This is a genomic window from Ignavibacteriota bacterium (genome assembly GCA_016707525.1).
Classification (GTDB): domain Bacteria; phylum Bacteroidota; class Ignavibacteria; order UBA10030; family UBA6906; genus JAGDMK01.
Window position 1 is genome coordinate 1 of sequence record JADJHP010000019.1, and the last position, 18,393, is coordinate 18,393.

Consider the following 18,393-nt stretch of genomic DNA (forward strand, 5'->3'; position numbering starts at 1 on the left):
CCGCAGTGGGCACCGAGACCCCCCCAATCGATCATCACCCTCAGCGAAGGCAAGGACAGCGCGGCTTCAGACGCGCGATCATCCGCGTTGTGGATCGACCGGATCCACGACCAGTCTGGATTTTGCGTGTGGGGCGGTTCGTGCGAGATCGCCCAAGCCATCTGGAAGGTGCGGGCCACGCGCGCAGCCGTAGAACAGTTCCTCGGCAAATTGCGTCTTTCACGAATCGCCACGCAGGACGCGACGACAAACTGGCTGCTGGAGAACTTTCCGAACTTCGTTCGTCAGCCCTTCTCCGAGAACTACATGGGGATGTTCTGGGTTAGCTCCGACGCGCGGACAAAGCCGTTGCGGACCTGGCATGGGTGAACGCGCACATTCGCGAGGGACACGACCGCTAAATTACGCCTATCCGCAGAGGCAGTTTGAGACGAAGTTACCGGGCGCAGGAAGGCGACACGCCATCCTTCCTGCATCTGGTCAGCGCCGTGCGTGGACTGAACGATCCAGAGAACCCGACCAGCCGGGTTGGGGCGGCCAGTTCACTAAAGAACGCAGCTCAGCATCCACTGGTTCGATGCGCCGGGTGGCGGGAAGAACGCCTCGAAGTGGCGCGTCGAAGTTCGGGCGAGATTTCGCCCGGCGGGCGGGGACTGGATGTTGCCGCGTGCAGCGCGGCACGAATATCTTTGTGGCCTCACCAAGCGCTGCAGCGAACCCGGCCATCGCGCTCCGGTTGCAATCCCTCCGCAGGCCCGGTCGTGGAAGCAGGATTAGCCAAGAATTGGGCTAACGTCCCACGGCATGAACTTCGAAGCTTAAGGCGCAAGCATATCATGCCCGACAAATTGGATGAACCGTCACACTATCTTCTGCAATACCGTGTTGAGTGCTACTTGTCACAATGGTGAAGATGTCTAGGAGAATTGTTAAGCATTTCTGCGCGCACATCGTAATGCCTGCTTTCAATGGAGGTGGCCGAATGGTCGCCGATGGACTTGGGGAACGCAGTAGGACAGGTGGCGTCGAGCATTTCCCACCGCTGATTCCTCCCAGACTCTTACGATGCATTTGTTTCAATTAGGAAGAGCTGCGGTTGTGGATCATGACTGGCAAAAGGCGGATCTCGCGCAGAGTGGCCTCGGCATCGACAGCACCAACCTCTCATGTCACTATCTGGCTGCCATCGCTGAACGTGAGATCGGGTCCGTGCGACAGAACTTCCACTGGAAAAGAGCCCAGGGCCATTTCGAATGGATATTGCGTCGAGATTCAACGTACGAAGATGCATTGATGCAGTATTGCTCTTTTCATGGAACGAATCAAGATAACCGGGTTCGCTATCTTGCTGGAATTAGCTCAACGGCAGCTGATCCTCACGCCAGGAGCAGAGCTACGCAGATCGGCCTTTTCCTTCTTCGTCACTACTCATTGTGCAATCGTCAGGACTTCCTCTCCTGGAGCAAAGGGTACTCAGGCGCGTCCCTCCCGGTTCTTTGAGGGAAGGCCATGCGCCGTGATGGGCGGCTTAAGTTCTGCCGGATTCAGTTTCTTCGCTGCTTGGTGTTCTCGATGGAGTACCTCAAGAAGCAATTCGCCTCGCCCGCGCGAAAATGTGCTACGAGGAGACTAGCCAACGCAGAATCCGAATACATGATGGCTGTTGAAGGAATCTCCAGCGTGTAGGAGCTCAAAGTTCTCTTTGATGACATTAAATATCATGTCAGACGCTGAGTTAAGGTTGGTATTATCGCGGTCTCCATACCATTGCTACACAACAAGAGTTCTTCCAATCGTTCTGGCAATTCAGGAATCCGTTTTAAGCATCCAAATCGAACCAAACTTCTCGAACATATCCGACGCTCGCTCATTGCTGAGAAGAAGTACGAGTTTGTTAAGCCTTCGCACCTGGTTCTCAACCGGACAGGATTCTTGAGCTTGTCTTCCCCCGGGCCTTTTCTCTGAATGAAGAATTCAATGACATGGGCTTGGTCTATCTTCGACGAGGAGAACCGAGTGACATTGTGAGGCACAATTATACGCCGTTCGATGATGATGATCACAAAGAGCGGGTCAATAAAATCCTCCTCGACCCGACCGAGTATCCAACAAGATTGTTGATAAGAAGGAAAATCAGGCCTTTGCATCCGAAGTCATGTCCGATATACAGGATTCATCAAGGAGGACTACGAATCCTGGCTCTACGACGTCCGGGTGATGCACCTCGTATGATCTTCCATTTCAGAAGCATAATGCCGCAGGGAGCGGATGGAGACTTACCCCATCCCGGATTTTGACCCTATGATCCTCAAGCTTGGCATGGGATAAACGGTATGAGGAACTCTACGACCGACGGCAGTGGCGACCCGTGCCATCTTCGAAAATGAGGTCAAAGTTGAAACGCGCGCAACGGTCGATCGCGCGCTCACGACGGACAGGCAGACTTGGGACAAGCAGGTCTCCATTGTACAGTTCCCCCACGCGATCGACATGTTCCGGGGAACCGAAGGCGGCTCATTGCTGGATATCTCCTACGCCATTCCCATCACCTTCACTGTCCCATCTCGTGCCCGACACCATGCACGCCCTGCCTGTGGAGATCGGATTTTCCATGGTCAACTCGTGCAACCAGCAGTGTGTGGCTCAATTGGATACGGTTGTCGTTGGCGTGGGAAAGGGACGGACGGGCGCATTGGTGGATTTGATCCGGTACACGGTCCCTCCCGACCGCTATGCAGTGTCCATGCACCTGAGGTCATTGACGGGGAATATCCTGGGGGCATGGAAGCAAGCACTGCGAGTCGTGAACTATTCCACGCCTGGACTCTCCATGAGTTCTGTCCAGCTCTTACGTCGCTCGCCGCAGCGGGGGGCGTTGGAGATCGATGGTGTGAAGGTGATCCAGAGCCCATTTGCGACGCAATTGTTGAATGAGCCATTCTACATCTATTTCCAGATCTATGATCTGATACCGGATGGTGACGGTACCACGTCGTACACCGCGGAATGCCGCCTTATCCGAGCGGGCGATCACGGGTGGGATGAGGGGATACCCATCCATAAGGGAAAAGGTTGGCGGGATGCAAAATGTCAGCGAATTCTACACGATCAATCTGGAAAGGTGAAGCCAGAAATACACGCTCGCCGTTCCGGGTAACGGATAGGATGAGAGTTGAATCCATATCCGCAACGCTTCTGGAAGTGGTAAAGCCATGACAATGCACTTGCCTATTGGTGAGTGACCAGGAATGCATATCGTGTCTATCTTGAATAGGCTCATGAGCAATACACGATCGAACGATGGCAGAATGGGAATTAGTGTCCCATTCGACGACTTATTCCTTATGCAGGCTAACCAGCGGCTGCACCCGCCCCTAAGACGGCGGGATCTTTGACCCTAGGCTGCGTCCGGGTGCATAGGGGTTGGACACTTCGTTACTGAGGTGATCGGCTAGAAGGCAAGCAAAAGCGTTTCCCAACAACAGTCGTTTCGTGGCGCAGCTCGCGGAGCCTGGATCCTCGATTGGCAGCGACTTGGCGTACAACGCTACGTCGCGCCAAATCGAGATGAGCCACGTTCCTGATCGCGAACCCCGCGGAATCACGCCACAACCTTGGAGACCTCCATGGACGTCGCCATACGAAAGATCGAACCGGGGATATTCATCAGCTTCTATGGCTACGGGGAATCAGCCCGAGGAAATAGCACAATGAAATGTGACGCGTGGTGTCGACAACAACACCTTGACCCCCGGAGAAGCCATTTGTCTATGGTTTCAACAATCCGAACCCAATTCCCGATTCCGCGAAATACGGCTATGAATATGGGTGCAGGTTATTAGTGGTGAGGAGCCTCAAGGCGATAGTCGCATCGTCGAATTCCACGGGGGAGATTATGCCGTTGTCGAATGCGTTGGCGCGTCCAACATGCTTCAACGCTGGCAATCCGTGTATGCATGGTGTATGGATCACAAGTACACACTCGGATATCATCAGGCACTTGACGCAGGTGACCAGGGGCCATCCTGATCCGAACGAAATGATATTCGCACTCTATTGTCCAATAACTCTATAGCAGCCGGTGCCCAAGCGGCTGCACCCCGCCCCTAAGACGGCGGGATCTTTGACCTGACGCCGCGTCTGGAGTAACGGGGTATCTATCTTATTCATTTGTAGCGTTGGTTGAGGTTTTCAAATTCAGCAGTCGTTTCGCGGCGGGGGTCCCGCTGTGAAGGATCCTCGTCCCGTCTACGGGTTAGCCTCACCCGCTTCACGGGTTCGCTACCTCCGGGCGGGACGGGACAAGTTGCAACGAGCCGTTAGGCCGCATAATCCGGGGTACATGAAGACGCTCATTCCCGAAATACAAAGTTCCCTTGCGAGCATGCCTACAAAGAACGCTCCATCGTTCCGTCTCGTGCGTCGTGCGTGGTCGAAAAGGCTCAAGACATCATCCGGACGATCGGTCATCAGTATGTCCCGGCAATTGGTATCCCTGGGCGTATGGGAGCGACTATTCGCCTATGAAGTGCTTACCCATCATCGCGACGCCTCGCACGCATTGCGACCAAAGGATGTAGTCGCCCTCGGAAGGGGGATTCGCAGTTGGGGCGAGGTGGATTGCTTTGCTTCTTACGTGGCTGGTCCAGCCTGGCGGGACGGCAATCTCCCAACCCGTGTAATCCAGGGCTGGACCCGGTCAGAGGATCATTGGTGGAGACGGGTCGCAGTAGTGAGCACTGTGCCGCTGAACAACCGTGCGCGTGGCGGCGAGGGCGATGCGAAGCGCACATTGGGCATTGTAGGTTGGTCGTTCGAGACCGCCATGATATGGTGGTCAAGGCGCTATCGTGGGCGCTACGCGAATTGAGTAAGCGCGATACACTCGCGGTGAGGACATTCCTCGATCACTATTCTCAGCAGTTGGCTCCGCGGAGTCCTGCGCGGGTACAAAACAAGATTCGCACAGGCTTGAAGAAGCCCCGTGCACGATGAGTAGGGCAGTGGTGCGCCCTCACCAGCGGCTGCACCCCGCCGCCAAGACGGCGGGATCTTTGACCTGCCGCGGCGCCAGGGGCCACGGGATTGGAAGGGGGTATCGGGAAATATTAGTGGATATCCGAATAGTCCCGTCCCCCATGCAGAATGCGATAGACAAGGACGACAGAGGTCTCAAGGCGGTAGAAGGCCAGATAATCGCCGATGATGAGGTATCTGAACCCCAGCATGGCGATGTCATGATCACGTGGAATTCTGCCAAGCAGAGGTTGGGTCGAAAGGGCATTCAGATCCTTTTCGATGCGGATCAGCAATTGATCGGCGACAGTTGGGTTCTCGGCTGCGACGTAATCATAAATGTCAGTGAGGTCCCGTTCGGCCAACCCGAGAAGTCGGACCCCTCGTTTACGCCGAGGCACGGAGCCTCTTCCGGATGTCGCGTACGACGTGGGCGAGAAGTCTCCCGGTGTCACCGGCAGCGTGCTGGGCCTGGGCCGCAGAAAGCTTGTTGAGCAATTCAATCTTCTTCTGCATCTTCGCATAGTGGCTCAGCGACATCACCACCATATCGCCTTCGCCGTTCTTGGTGATGAACACGGGTTCGTCGGCATTGTGTACCAGCTGAGAGATCTCGTTGGCCTTATTGCGAAGATCCGAGATCGGTTTGATAACGGGCATATGGCCTCCTATTCGACGATATCAGTATATGGATACTATTGTGATAGAGTCAAGTGAGGCGGGCGCCTCGCCAGCGGCCGCACCCCGCCGCCACGACGGCGGTTTCTATGACCTGACGCCGCACCACGGGCATCGGGGTTGGGCACTTCGTCACACGGGGGTGTTCGGTTATAAGAGACCAAAAGCGTTTCCCAAAACAGCAGTCGTTTCGCGGCGCAGTTCCCGGCGTGCGGAATCCTCGTCCCGCCTTCGGCGTTGGCCTCACCCGCTTCGCGGGTTCGCTCACTCCGCGCGGGACGGGATGAACCGCGAGCCGTTAGGCGACAGCATGTCAGCCTCTGCCGAAATGAACGCAGATCTGAGAGCAAAACAGATGCATTAGTTATCCCTGAGCGGTGCTAATCCGGAGGACTTATGAGGTTCCTTCTTGTCGTTGTACTCCTCAGCACCATGATGGTAGCATGCCAGAACAACGAGTCAACAATAACGGGACAACTTCTGGGCGCAGATGGTAGGCCGATGCCGGTAGCCCATGTGCGTTTGGCGGAGGCAACATTCATACCCGTTTCTCTGCCACGTCTCCATGGTCCCATACTGAACACAGAGGCGGTCCACGCAAACGGGATGTTCAAGATCTCAACTCGCGACACTGGACCACTTGTTCTTCTGTGTAGTGGGGTTGGGCATGAGGAACTTTGCATTCCCTTGCCCCTTGAGCACCACGAAGAGATTTCACTGGACATTTGGCTGGCCCGGGCATTTTGCGACACCTCCCGTTCCGAAATAGAGGTCCTCACGAGCAGTGACAATGGGGCAACTTTCCAAACCGTTCCGCTTGTCAAGCAAGCCGATGCCAGTTTCCGAGCCGATATTCTAACTGCCGGAGACAGCGTTCAGTACATGATCTACGGTACGGGTCCCAAGGGGACTGCTACCACCTTGATCGGGGCATCGGCAGACCGCTATCAAATAGCAGAGGGCAATGAATATGTTTGCGTGGTCCCCGCAAGAAACGGCCATGCAATCATCGAATACCGTCCGCCTGAGCGGGAGGCTGGTCAAGGCGGCGTCGTTCACTACCACGACTCTTCGTCATTGTTCGCTGCGTTTGCAGGCCTACAAGACAATTTCGAACGTCACATGGCATTTGCAAATCTAGCACTTCAGAGCCATCTGCGCGACGGGTTGCCTGCCCAATCGGTCGCGTCTCATTGGCTTGCGCTGGCAGACACCCTTGCGAAGAAAGAAGCGGCAACGAACGACACCTTGCTCAAGGACGAACTCACACTTGAAGTGTTTGAATGTTACGAACGCGGGGGTGTGCCTCTACGTGATCCAAACCGACGTGACATGATTGCGAACGTTCTGCCAACCTCTCTTGCCTGGGCATACCACGGATCGCTAGGTCTGGCGACTAGGCATCTCTCACAAATGGGGGATGAGTACTACGCCTCTCTCCTCGGCAATTATCCATCGCGCTCGTACTCAGCCTATCTGCTCTTTTACGAATGTGCTGAAGCAAAACAAGCGCACAATGATGCTAAGGTGCTGAGAATACTGTCCGCCTGCGAACAGACTTTGCAGGCACGATCGGAGCCCGGCAAGCGTTGGATTTGTATGCACCGCGCGAAGCCATCCGGATCGCTTCCGTACTTCCTGAGTTTTCATTTCGTTCGGTGGAAGACTCCAATCAGGTGCTCACAAATGCATCGTTCCTCGGCAATCATCTTCTCCTCGTATTCTGGGCAACGTGGTGCACCCCCTGTGTCGCTGAGATGCCAGCCCTTCACGAGGCATACCACAAGTATCGCAGAGCCGGTTTGAACATCCTCAGCGTGTCACTCAATAATACCCATCCGAGATCGGCGGGTTTAGAAAGTTGCGTTGGCCTATGCCATGGTCAGTGGTTGCGGTGCCCAAAGAAGGAGTCTCTTCCGTGTCGACTCGCTTTGACGCAGGCGCGGGAACACATATCTTGGTGGATCCGGCTGGCAAGGTTCTTAAGTTCGGCGGCCTTAGGGAGATGCAACTCGATTCCACGTTTAGACATCTCCTTCACAAGGACGAATAGCAATGGGCTCATATCCTTCAGAATCATCACGCAGCGCAAACGGCAACCATGGAGTAGCAGTGCTGTCGCCTCACCAGCGGCTGCACCCCGCCGTCAAGACGGCGGGATCTATGACCCGGCGCCGTGGAAAGAACAACCGGGTATTGACCTTCACCAATTTTTGTGTTGGTTGAGGTTGTCACCTTCACCAGTCGGGTCGCAGCGCAGGTCCCGCCGTGCGGAATCCTCGTCCCGCCTACGGAGTTCGCCTCACCCGCTTCGCGGGCTCGCTCACTCCGGGCGGGATGGGATGAGCCGCGACCATCAGGGGGCGGGCCCAATTCTGTGCAGAAGGGAATCACCATGACGAACATATCAGAGCGAGAGGTGTTGAGGCACTTTCTAGCATCAATCGCATATCATGCACAGAAAGCTATTCGTGCTGCGCCACCAGAATTCTGGCACTTTTCGGCTGGAAACAAGGTGAGAACTCCGGGTGAGCTCCTTCGGCACATGACGAGTGTGATGGGATACGCCCGGACATACATGATAGGTGGGACCTATTGGCCGGAAGCACTTGCCAGCCCCGATGCTGAGATCGATCGCTTTCACGAGGTATTGGAAGACGTATCCAGGCTGCTCGAGGTCGGAACGCCACTGAGAGAGATCTCAGAACTCCAACTGTTGCAGGGTCCGTTCTCCGATGTCATGACTCACATCGGTCAGTTGTCGCTTCTGCGGCGTCTCTTCGGGAGCCCGGTGGCCCCCGAGAACTTCATCTATGCGGACATTTCGAGAGCAGTACTCGGGAGGCACCAGGCCGATCCAAGACGTCCGGACGCAGATTGGCCGGAGGCACCCACCCCTGATCAACGGCGCCCCCGCCAGACGGCGGCGGGATCTACGACCCGGCGCCGTGCAAAGAACAACCGGGTATTGACCTTCACCATTTTTTGTGTTGGTTGAGGTTGTCACCTTCACCAGTCGTGTCGCGGCGCTGGTCCCGTGAAGCGGGATCCTCGATTTCGCAGCGGCATAGAGGACATCGGTACGTAGCGTCAATTCGGGATGAGCCGTGAACCGTTAAGGGGTTCCAACATGAACATGTCACGATATTCTGGACTTTTGATTCTCCTGCTTCTCTCCGCACGGCCTGAACTCCTCTCACAGGATCCGGCTGTCCACGAGGGAGATATCGTCTTCAGGTCCTCCACCGGGCAAGGTCCGGCTATTCAGTCGGCGACAAAGTCCCGATACACTCACGTTGGCATCGTCCTATTCCGGAATGGGTCACCTTGTGTCTTCGAAGCCGTCGAACCGGTGCGTTTCACCGCATTGGAAAAGTGGATCGCGCGAGGTGAAAACGGGCACTGCGTGATCAAGCGTCTCCATGGCGCGGACAGCGTGCTTGATACGCAGGGCCTGGCGAAGATCCACAACCTTGTTCCGATGTTTGAAGGGAAGCACTATGATCTGACGTTTGGATGGAGTGACTCCACCATCTATTGTTCGGAATTAGTTTGGAAGCTCTTCGACAGGGCGCTGGGGATTCGAGTGGGAAGTTACGACAATTGCGGGATTTCGATCTGTCGGCGCCGATCGTGCGGGAGAAAATGAAGCAGAGATATGGAGATCATGTGCCTCTTGAAGGGACCGTGGTCTCGCCAGCAGACATTTTCGATTCCACGTTGCTCAGGACGGTCCAAACCATACACTGATCGCCCCCCCGGCCACAGGCGCGCCTGATGGTGCGCCGATGGCGGCGGGGTTGCCACCATACACATGAACCATCTGCTGATCACTGCCCGGAATACTCGTCACCGTCATCGCGCCTCTTCTCGTGCTCTACCTCAGGGGCGATCTCTTCCACATCGCGCTCACTGTCGGTGATCTTGCGCTCTGGACCTACCTGGCACTCTCGATGGCATTTGCCCTGTTTGCCATTGTCGTCGTGATCGACAGGTTCAAAGGCTCTCCTCAGGAGGCAGCGGAGGCGGCAACGTAACAAGAGAGTGCACATGACTCCGCGTCGGGGGCATCGGGGTTGGCACCGTGATCATGGAGAAGAGGGCCAGCGATCCGTGAGGCGGCAGGAACCCGCGGCGTGTGCGTCCGCAGCACAGTGATTCACATCGGCTTCTCCGTGATCTTGTCGTGCAGGTCACGCATGAGCATCAACGCTGCGGTTCCATAGTACTGATGAAACTCAGGCACCATTTCGCCCTGGCTACGACAGGGTCTGTCGCGATAAGTTGCCTGGCTTCCTCGATATCGGTCGAAGCAAAATAAAAAGTCCCCTCCACCCATCAACACCATCGAACGGGCCGGCGAGGACGAGTTTGCCTTCCGCGGAGAGACGCTTCATGTTGGCAAAGTGGCCCTTGAACATCTCGTCTCGATCCGGGCCTGCGGGCACGCGGTTCGGTCCGGTCTTCAGAACCACCAGGACATAGCCCCTCATGCCACGTTCGTCCGCGCCTACGGCTTTCGCCAGAGCGGGATCGTATGCGGGCTTCTCCGGGTCTGCCACCTGTTGAGCGTGGCACACGGACGCACCAAGAACAAGGCACATCATCACGAAGGTGGTACGAAGTGTTGGCATCACGGTCTCCTTGTGGATTGTCGTCGGTTCAGCTCTCGCCGCATCGGATCTCGATGATCTGGTCCCATGCCTGGCGGGTGAGGTGGGCAGGGAAAAGCCAGACGCGTTTCGTACGTTCTATCGGATCCACAGAGTGTGGCGGGTACGGGCAGTGACACATGACCCCGGCAGAATGGCGCGGAAACATTTTCCGGGAATTGAGTATGTTGGTTCATGGAGCAAAGTACCGGAATCCGTGGAATTCCGCAACCATCGACTTTGTGCAAGGTATCGGGTTGGTCAGTTGGAGTTCCTTCATCTCTGCCATTCACGCTGCAAAGGAACGCCTGGTGCTGTTGTCGTACTTCAGGGCATGAACCTATCTCAACGGAGAGGTGTTATGAAGAAAACCGCAAAGAACACGGTGTGCCTCTGGTACGATGGGGGCGCGGAGGATGCAGCACGGTTCTACGCTGCGACCTTCCCCGATTCATCCGTAGATGCCGTGCATCGGGCACCGGGGGACTTTCCATCAGGCAAGGAGGGGGATGTGTTGACGGTGGAATTCACCGTGTTGGGCATTCCCTGTCTCGGGCTCAACGGAGGGCCGGCATTCAAACAGAGCGAAGCATTCTCGTTTCAAATTGCAACCGTGGACCAGGCCGAAACGGACCGCTACTGGCATGCGATCGTTGACAATGGTGGGCAGGAGAGCGCCTGCGGGTGGTGCAAAGACAGATGGGGACTCTCATGGCAGATCACGCCGTTGGCCCTGACCCAAGCGATCACCGACCCCGATCCCGCTGCGGCGAAACGCGCGTTCGAAGCGATGATGACCATGCGCAATATCGACATTGCCGCGATCGAGGCGGCGCGCCGTGGCGCAGACCGCACGGGGCGGAAGGGACTCTGAGCCGCGAGTCCGATGGAAGGTCGGTACACGTCACACGTGGTGAGGATGGGTGGTCGGGGAAGCAACTCCGGGAATATGATACGCGTGTGCCCGGATGACCCGCTCCACGGCTCACCCATAGCCGTTGTCCCATTGACGCATCAGATCATCGGCATCAACGAAAGGATAGCGATATGAAGCGAGTCACCGGCATAGGTGGGATCTTCTTCCATTCTCCCGATCCCGTCACTCTCAGGGCCTGGTACAAAGATCACCTCGGGATCGACGTTCAGGAGTGGGGAGGAACCGCTTTTAGTTGGACGGATCCGGAGGGCACGCCGACCGGGGGAAACCACGATAAGGGACGATCGGCGACGCAAAAAGCAATTCCTTTGCTCCCGGTACTCCGCCGTTCATGATCAATTATCGTGTGGCCGATCTGCATGTCCTGGTGAAGGCCCTTAAGGCCGAAGGGATGTAACGTCTCGACAAGATCGATGAGTCGGAGTACGGAAAGTTCGCCTGGGTCATGGACCCCGATGGGAACAAGGTGGAACCCTGGGAGCCACCGGCAGGTCAGTGATGGAGCCACGTTCGACGGAGACAGAATGCCGTTCAGACTGCAATTGCTTCTGGCCCTTGCTCTTTTCGTCACGACAGGCTTCGGGGATGCCCCTGTTACCGGGGCAAGGAGCACACTTCATTCTGCAGTACTCAAGGAAGACCGTACATTTCAGGTGTGCCTGGTTAAGGAGATTTTATCATTGGGCATTGGACCCGCAGCTATCCGGTGCTCTACGTTCTTGATGGTGAATCACACTTCCTGCATACGGCAGGCTCTGCGACGTTCGCCCCTCGCGAAAGGCGGGATCCCGGAACTCATCGTCGTGGCGATCACCAGCACAGTACGGATCCGTGATTATACCCAGACCGACTGGTCCCCGCATTGGGTCGGTGGTGGAGGCGCAGAACCCGTTTCCCCAAGAGATTTCTCGACAGGAACTCATTCCGGCGATCGAGCGAACCTATCGAACGAACCGGTACCGCATGCTGTGCGGTCATTCGGCGGTGGACAGTTCGTTCTTTTGCGTTGACGTCCGAGCCTTCTCCTTCCAATGCCTATATTGCACTGAGCCCAAGTCTCGATTGGGATAACAATCTCCCTCAACGGTCCCTGGAGCAGGCATTTCAACAGACCGACAATGGTCTGAGAGGGCCTTTCTCTACTTTGCATGGTCAGATGATTCCGGTCAGGCGCTGGCCGACGATCACAGGTTGCAGGAAACAGTCGAGAAGAATTCCCCTCTAGGGGGTTTCGCTGGATCGCAAAGGATATCCGGATGGAGACCCATACCAGTAGTCCGTTGGTCGCACACATCGACGCGTTGCGCCGGTTGTATGCAGGGTACCGGTTCCCTGACGATCTTCTGGAGAAGGGCCTTGCGTATGCCGAGCAGCATTTCGGTGAAGTGTCAGGACGTCGCAGGATAGACGATCCCGGTGCCCGAGGACGTGGTCAACAACCTCAAAAGTGAAGAACTGGCGAAGGGGAATATTCCGAGCGACCGAACTGTTCAAGCGCAACACCCAGCGCAACCCACACTCTGCCAATGCGTTGGATGGCATTGCCGATGCGTACGACAAGGCTGGCATGAAGAAAGAGGCGATAGCTGCAATGAAGAAGGCGGTCGATCTGGCCACGCGATATAAGGATCCCAATCTCCGCTACTTCACCGAGCACCTCAAGAGACTCACGAGTAAGCGTGCGCCGGCTTTGACAAAGTAAGATGGCGCTGGCGCACCTCTCTCTTTGTATTTGCCGCCCATCAGGGTCAGCGTCCGGAAGCGCGAACAGACGAAACGGCAAGATGGCATCTGCGATCATTGATATCGTGTGAATGGCGACCCCATCCGGGGATCCAGAGGCGTACCGATCTCCATGCCCGGATGCACCCCGTCATCCGCTCCCGTGTTTGCGTGTCCGTCGTTATCACACTGAAAGGATCTCACGTTCATGGATTTCATTCTCCTCTACAATGTCGCGCCGGCATACATCGTCCGGCGTGCTGAATACCGGGCCGAGCACCTCCGACTGGCGTGGGAATACGCAGACCGGGGTGAGCTCTTGATCGGAGGCGCACTCGAAGACCCTATGGATACCACGGTACTCATCTTCCGGTGCGCGTCACGTGAGATCGTGGAAGGATTCGTACAACGGGACCCGTATGTCGCCCACGGGCTTGTGGCATCATGGCGCATCCGGCCCTTTAAGACAGTCGTGGGACCCATGTCTGCAACGCCGTTGCGGCCGGACGCCGAGTAAGTCCTGATCGCCGCAGCCCAAGGCACACCATCTTCGTCCGGATGTGACCTGAAGCACACCGCCCCGTGTGACCACCAACCTTTTCCGTACGTGCTGTATTGCCTGTACAGGCTCCCGCTCCTTGCGCCATCCCATCGCCCAGATGCAGGGGTCGCCTGTCAATCACACAGAAAGGTTCACGGATGAGACATTGCATCATTGTGTTTCTTGTACTCGTTTTCACCTTGTGCCACGGCGCAGGAGCTCTTTGTTACAGCCTCTCCTCGTCCGGCGTCTGCGGTCACGGGTTCGTTCCGTGATGCCGGCATGCCGACAACACTGTGTGCCGTCCGTGCGCAGAGTGCATACTTCCAGGCGCCCCGCGCCGGAGGAACGTTCGAATGCTGTGATCGATCTGGTGGCTGATGAGCGTGCCGGGGAATGGTGTACGGGCATCCGTACAGGAAGTGAAAAGGAAAATGGAATGCAGGTGACCATGATGGTAGTGATCGCGGACCTCGCCGCGCTTGAATCCGCAGCTCCCCGCGTCGTCGGTCGATGTCGGGATCTCATGGCGGTCATCGGCGTCTTCGCGGCTATCCTGGGGATCGCCGGGATTGATGTAATGCTTGGGGGTGCGCGGGACTCCATCGTTTGGGTGGGACTTCGACTAAGCATCCCGGGAACGGGAATTTGATCGCGGTTCTCCACGTCAGGAAGTCTACTGGTGATTCTTGGACCCTGAATCTTCTCGACAGACGGTGGTGAGACGTGGTCAGAGAAGGAGCATTGGAACGCGACCTATCCGTTGAACAGGGTCTCACCACGATCCTGAAGGGAACGCGTATGTATGCTTCCACACGCGGCATACTTCAGGATCAGATCCTTGTCTATCGGTACAGTACGGCGACCGGTGCCTCCGGTAACGTGGGCCGGGGACACCCGGCTATCTTACGACCGCGGTCACGACCTCGGAGGCGGGGAGAAGTTCACGGATCTCGCAACCACGACGAACGATGGCACTGCCTTCAGGGGACCGCTACTACGTCAGCACACGATCACGTCCACAAAGAAACTCCGGTTCTTCTGGTATCAGATCGATTCCACTTCCGCGCGTGAGACCACGACCGGCGGGACTTCCGCGTTCACCGGCCTTTCCTGTACGTATGGGATCCCCGGTCCCTATATGCTGTGGATCTCCCATGTTGATACCGCGGGCCAGGTGTGCATTGACAGCATCCGGGGTTCGAACTCTGTCTCCGGGCCTACAAGTATGCCGGTGCATTTCCGAAGCCATGGAAACGTCGATCGCCTACACCAGAATGACACCATCTTCTGTGCATTCGATTTCATCACCTCATTCGTCCTAACACAATATGTCATCCGGTACGGCGTAGGCAGTACCCGGCGGTTCGGGGCCTTTGCCGATACCGCGCTCGGCAGTGAGGCCCCAGCCGCTACACTTCGTGGTGGGGAGGGATCGCCGTCGCGTATCGCTACTACACTCCTACCCGTACCACCACGGGCTGCATGGCGCTCATACCCGCTGGAGCACCCGGTCGGGCAAACACGGTGGTCTCCGATCACGAGCCGTATCCGGCGTGAAGCCGGGCATCGCGTATATGGGGAACAAGAAGTACGGGCGTCCCTCTATCCGTCGTGGGTCGGTCCACCTTTCACGCGCTGCGTACTCTCGATGTGCTTGATGCCACTGCGGACAGGTGTTGAGGAGTATTCCACCGCGCCCGTCCGGTTCGCTCCTCGACCAGAACTATCCGAACCTGCTCCAATCCCCTCGACCACGATCCGGTATTGTGCCTGCCGGAGCGATCACCGGTCAGTGTAAAAGATTTCGATGCACTGGGCCGCGAGGTGGCGGAACCGGTGAGAGGGGTGAGCAGGTGGCCGGCGTTCACGAAGCGCGCGCTTCGATGGGGCCAACCTTTGCAAGCGGGGTGTACTAACTGTCGCATGCAAGCAGGTAATTTTTCTGATACGCAAATCTCTCCTCATGAAATAGTATCAGTGACACTAACGTGGATTCCAGGGGCGGTGCATGCAACGCCCCCAAGGCCTGCGCTTCGGCCAGGATCATCCCCTGACAACCGTCCGGGGAACCGATGTCCAAGTATATGGCGGGGAAACATATACTCCCCTGACACCTGTCCGGACCCGATGTCCGCATAGTTATTTGCAGGGAAAACATATATCCCCTCGCAATTGTGCCCGGGAGATTCTGTTGGGGGAACCCTCTCCGGGAGGGGCTGTTTCATATGTTACGGTCGTTTCCGGCACTGTTCTTCCTTTCCACAGGCTGTTCAAAGCAATGCCGGCGATCCGCGTTCGTTCAACACTGGGACCGAGGAGAGGAGGACGCGTCAGGCATTCCGCCCCCCTTTCCGCGTACCCTTCCTGTCCTGCCAGCAGGCATACCAGAGATCTCATCTCGCATCAACAGTGCGATCTCCATCAGCAATCATATTCCAATACTGGAGGGTCGTATGCGTTCCGGATACCGTCTGCCCTTTTCACTCATTGCGTATGCCGTCACGTTCATCAGTGGTGATGGAATACACGCGATGCATGTATGCACAGGCGGTTCAATTAGCCCGTGCCGGGGCAAAACCCTCGTGAAATCGCGGTCGCGACCGACCCCTCAGCGATGGTGCGGGCAGGAGCAACGCGCCCCCTGCTTCGGGGATCGTCTCGATGACTTCCACACGGGACGCCGTTGAACACGTCCCCGTGGATGGCGGTCAATCCGCGCGGTGATGCGACGTCTACGCTTCCGGGAGCTGGACGGCGGGGACCTGCTTTTCCATCGCTGTGCCGGCGGGAGTGGCGCACGATGTCTGGTCGGACGGGAACAGGCGCTCCGCGGGTGATGCAGGCGGTGACGAACACGGACTTCGAGGCGGAGGAAGCTCGATGGGGAGGATGACATCAGAGTATCAGATGCAGGGCATCCAGGTGCAGCAGGATGCGACGAACTACCTGCGGTTCGATCTTGTGCGGGATGCCGCCGGTACGAGGTTCTTCGCGGCAAGCTTCACGAACAATGTTCCCACCATCCGCGCGGATGTCTCGGTGACGGTAGGTGCTGGTGTACCTGCGGGTGAAGCGTGTGGGTTCGCAGTGACGGGATCGTACTCGACGAACGGGACGACCCGTGACGCAGGGGGTGGTATTCGCGCAGGCGTTGACGATGAGCGCGATCGGACCGTTCGCGGGGAATGCAGGCGGTACCCTCCGGCATTCACTGCGCTCGTGGATTACTTTCTTCAACACCGATCCCCGATCAGTCCGGAGGATCCGACGGCATGAAAGCGGCAACACAAGCCCGGCCTCGACCCCGCCAACCTGGTGCACCAGACGGCGACCGTAGGCCAGACGGCCACGTTCACGGTGAGTGCCAGCGGGACGGCACCGCTGGGGCAACAGTGGCAGAAGAACAGTACGAACATCGCAGGGGCGACCTCATCGAGCGCCACGACCCGGGCCACGGCGCGGGCGGGACAACGGGAGCACGTACCGGTGTGTGGTGTCGAACGCCCATGGCAGTCCAGCCACGAGTACGGCGGCAACGCTCACGGTGACGAGCGCCGCCTCACACCGGGTTGGTGGAATGCAGCGTGGCGCTGGTCGTGTTCCGGGTGAGCGTCTCCGCAGCAGGATATGCGCGCACCGACCGGGCCGGCAGTTACGGGTGAACTTCACCCAGATGCCGACAGCGCTCGGTCCATCGGGGACCCTGAACACCAACTCTTTGCGCGTGATCGAGGTGAATGCAAGCGGTACTGTGCTGGACTGGGCGGTGATGTTCCAGTTCGACAGGGATGCTGGTGCGTCCAACGGATCAACGAACGCGGCTGGTACCCGTCGTGCTCCTGATGAATGGGGACCACCGCCGCGGGAGCGACGAGGTACTACCAGGTTTACTTCGAAACGGGGGGTAGTTTCGTTGCACCAGCGTTCACGAACAAGGTCACCGTCACCGACAATGTGCAGGATGAAGGGCAGGCGAGTTATTCTTTGTGTCCACCCAGCTTGCGTCGTTCTTACTATCACAAACAGGGTGCGGCTTTTCGAGTATGGTGGATCTGGGTGGGAATGACTGGATCAACTATCATGTGGGTGGAGGATCGGCAGGTGAGTATCGGGGCATACCGAACCTTGGCGCGATCGCCCATCCGGGATACACGAACTCCACCAGCACTCTGACCTCCACCGGCCCATTGAAAGCGACGGTTTCATCTCAGTCCACCGATGGCTCCTCTGGGCGCGCTACGCTGGGGAATTTCACCCTCGCTTTGCGCGCCTGACGGTAACAAAGGTGGCGGGAGCATTTCGGATGCTGTATGAGGGAACGCCGGGTGGGACATACGATCCCGCAACGATTTCTGGGTGACGGTCGTCCGGGCAGCGATCGACGGACAACGCGTTGTTCGTCGGCGATATCGCGGCACCGGAACAAGCGTACTTTCGAGACAGTGGCTCTCGCCGGTTCCTGTATCTGGCCCATCAAGTGAAGATGATAACCTCGAGGACCAGTACTGGAACATGGAGAATAACATGACCGTTTTCGGGTTCGGGCGCCAGTACGCCACCGATGGCAGGCTTCGACCCAGGTGCCCGCGCGCATGACGATCGGGTTCGTAAAGACACGCTGCAGGCGGTCAGTACGATCAATGGTTCGTTCCGTGACCGTCAGCAGCATCGGACGCCGGGCAGTTCCGGCGGCGCCCCGCCCTCCATGGCTTCCATTGTTTCAGACAACTTCAATGGTGCGAGTCTGAACACGGGCTCTGACAGCGATCGATCCACGCGGTGATGCGACCTTCAGTCGGAATGGCTCACACCTGGTGATCGGTGGGAAGCGGCTCGGTGTTGAC

Annotated in this window: 15 protein-coding genes; 12 read left to right on the forward strand and 3 right to left on the reverse strand. The window is 57.2% G+C overall.

Features of this window, described 5'->3' with window-relative positions; all coding sequences use genetic code 11:
- Together IPI01_20650 and IPI01_20655 are read left to right on the forward strand one after the other, a co-directional pair.
- Positions 1-369 (forward strand): hypothetical protein (locus IPI01_20650; GenBank protein MBK7260166.1); only part of this gene is annotated, 369 nt, incomplete at its 5' end.
- A gap of 3,973 nt (positions 370-4,342) precedes the next feature.
- Positions 4,343-4,870, forward strand: coding sequence for a DNA alkylation repair protein (locus tag IPI01_20655; protein ID MBK7260167.1), 528 nt, complete (start codon positions 4,343-4,345; stop codon positions 4,868-4,870).
- Between the two features lie 238 nt (positions 4,871-5,108).
- Here the strand turns inward: IPI01_20655 and IPI01_20660 are convergent, their stop codons facing one another.
- Positions 5,109-5,417, reverse strand: a complete 309-nt coding sequence (locus tag IPI01_20660) for a type II toxin-antitoxin system RelE/ParE family toxin (GenBank protein ID MBK7260168.1) — start codon at positions 5,415-5,417, stop codon at positions 5,109-5,111.
- On the reverse strand, positions 5,404-5,676 hold the full coding sequence (locus tag IPI01_20665; protein MBK7260169.1) for a type II toxin-antitoxin system Phd/YefM family antitoxin: 273 nt from the start codon (positions 5,674-5,676) through the stop codon (positions 5,404-5,406). The genes IPI01_20660 and IPI01_20665 overlap by 14 nt, the downstream gene beginning before the upstream one ends.
- 1,607 nt (positions 5,677-7,283) lie before the next feature.
- On the opposite strand from IPI01_20665, the gene IPI01_20670 reads away from it, so the two are divergent.
- From IPI01_20670 to IPI01_20680, 3 genes are all read left to right on the forward strand, one after another.
- On the forward strand, positions 7,284-8,093 hold the full coding sequence (locus IPI01_20670) for a TlpA family protein disulfide reductase (GenBank protein MBK7260170.1): 810 nt from the start codon (positions 7,284-7,286) through the stop codon (positions 8,091-8,093).
- Positions 8,094-8,824: 731 nt separating this feature from the next.
- Positions 8,825-9,343, forward strand: coding sequence for a hypothetical protein (locus IPI01_20675; protein ID MBK7260171.1), 519 nt, complete (start codon positions 8,825-8,827; stop codon positions 9,341-9,343).
- Between the two features lie 223 nt (positions 9,344-9,566).
- On the forward strand, positions 9,567-9,731 hold the full coding sequence (locus IPI01_20680) for a hypothetical protein (GenBank protein ID MBK7260172.1): 165 nt from the start codon (positions 9,567-9,569) through the stop codon (positions 9,729-9,731).
- 222 nt (positions 9,732-9,953) lie between these two features.
- Here the strand turns inward: IPI01_20680 and IPI01_20685 are convergent, their stop codons facing one another.
- Entirely contained in the window at positions 9,954-10,328 is a 375-nt protein-coding gene (locus tag IPI01_20685; protein ID MBK7260173.1) for a hypothetical protein, read from the reverse strand.
- Positions 10,329-10,707: 379 nt separating this feature from the next.
- On the opposite strand from IPI01_20685, the gene IPI01_20690 reads away from it, so the two are divergent.
- The 7 genes from IPI01_20690 (at position 10,708) to IPI01_20720 (ending at position 18,332) form a co-directional block, all read left to right on the forward strand.
- Positions 10,708-11,220, forward strand: coding sequence for a VOC family protein (locus tag IPI01_20690; protein ID MBK7260174.1), 513 nt, complete (start codon positions 10,708-10,710; stop codon positions 11,218-11,220).
- Positions 11,221-13,213: 1,993 nt separating this feature from the next.
- Entirely contained in the window at positions 13,214-13,522 is a 309-nt protein-coding gene (locus IPI01_20695) for a hypothetical protein (GenBank protein MBK7260175.1), read from the forward strand.
- Between the two features lie 385 nt (positions 13,523-13,907).
- Positions 13,908-14,198, forward strand: coding sequence for a hypothetical protein (locus IPI01_20700; GenBank protein MBK7260176.1), 291 nt, complete (start codon positions 13,908-13,910; stop codon positions 14,196-14,198).
- Positions 14,199-16,429: 2,231 nt separating this feature from the next.
- A complete protein-coding gene (locus tag IPI01_20705; GenBank protein ID MBK7260177.1) occupies positions 16,430-16,825 on the forward strand; it encodes a hypothetical protein in 396 nt (131 codons plus the stop codon).
- A gap of 39 nt (positions 16,826-16,864) precedes the next feature.
- Positions 16,865-17,158 (forward strand): hypothetical protein, encoded by a 294-nt coding sequence (locus IPI01_20710; GenBank protein MBK7260178.1) that lies wholly within the window; start codon positions 16,865-16,867, stop codon positions 17,156-17,158.
- A 434-nt stretch (positions 17,159-17,592) separates the two neighbouring features.
- Complete coding sequence (locus IPI01_20715; protein MBK7260179.1) at positions 17,593-17,823, forward strand: hypothetical protein; 231 nt, start codon at positions 17,593-17,595, stop codon at positions 17,821-17,823.
- A 287-nt stretch (positions 17,824-18,110) separates the two neighbouring features.
- Positions 18,111-18,332 (forward strand): hypothetical protein, encoded by a 222-nt coding sequence (locus tag IPI01_20720; protein MBK7260180.1) that lies wholly within the window; start codon positions 18,111-18,113, stop codon positions 18,330-18,332.
- Positions 18,333-18,393: the final 61 nt, after the last annotated feature.

Excerpts from the sequence above, each read along its gene's own strand:
- IPI01_20695 (MBK7260175.1), top strand. The coding sequence starts at position 13,214 with ATGGATTTCATTCTCCTCTACAATGTCGCGCCGGCATACATCGTCCGG.
- IPI01_20720 (MBK7260180.1), top strand. The coding sequence starts at position 18,111 with ATGGCAGGCTTCGACCCAGGTGCCCGCGCGCATGACGATCGGGTTCGT.
- IPI01_20685 (MBK7260173.1), bottom strand. The coding sequence starts at position 10,328 with ATGCCAACACTTCGTACCACCTTCGTGATGATGTGCCTTGTTCTTGGT.
- IPI01_20690 (MBK7260174.1), top strand. The coding sequence starts at position 10,708 with ATGAAGAAAACCGCAAAGAACACGGTGTGCCTCTGGTACGATGGGGGC.
- IPI01_20665 (MBK7260169.1), bottom strand. The coding sequence starts at position 5,676 with ATGCCCGTTATCAAACCGATCTCGGATCTTCGCAATAAGGCCAACGAG.
- IPI01_20655 (MBK7260167.1), top strand. The coding sequence starts at position 4,343 with ATGAAGACGCTCATTCCCGAAATACAAAGTTCCCTTGCGAGCATGCCT.
- IPI01_20675 (MBK7260171.1), top strand. The coding sequence starts at position 8,825 with ATGAACATGTCACGATATTCTGGACTTTTGATTCTCCTGCTTCTCTCC.
- IPI01_20715 (MBK7260179.1), top strand. The coding sequence starts at position 17,593 with ATGGTGGATCTGGGTGGGAATGACTGGATCAACTATCATGTGGGTGGA.
- IPI01_20705 (MBK7260177.1), top strand. The coding sequence starts at position 16,430 with ATGGGGAGGATGACATCAGAGTATCAGATGCAGGGCATCCAGGTGCAG.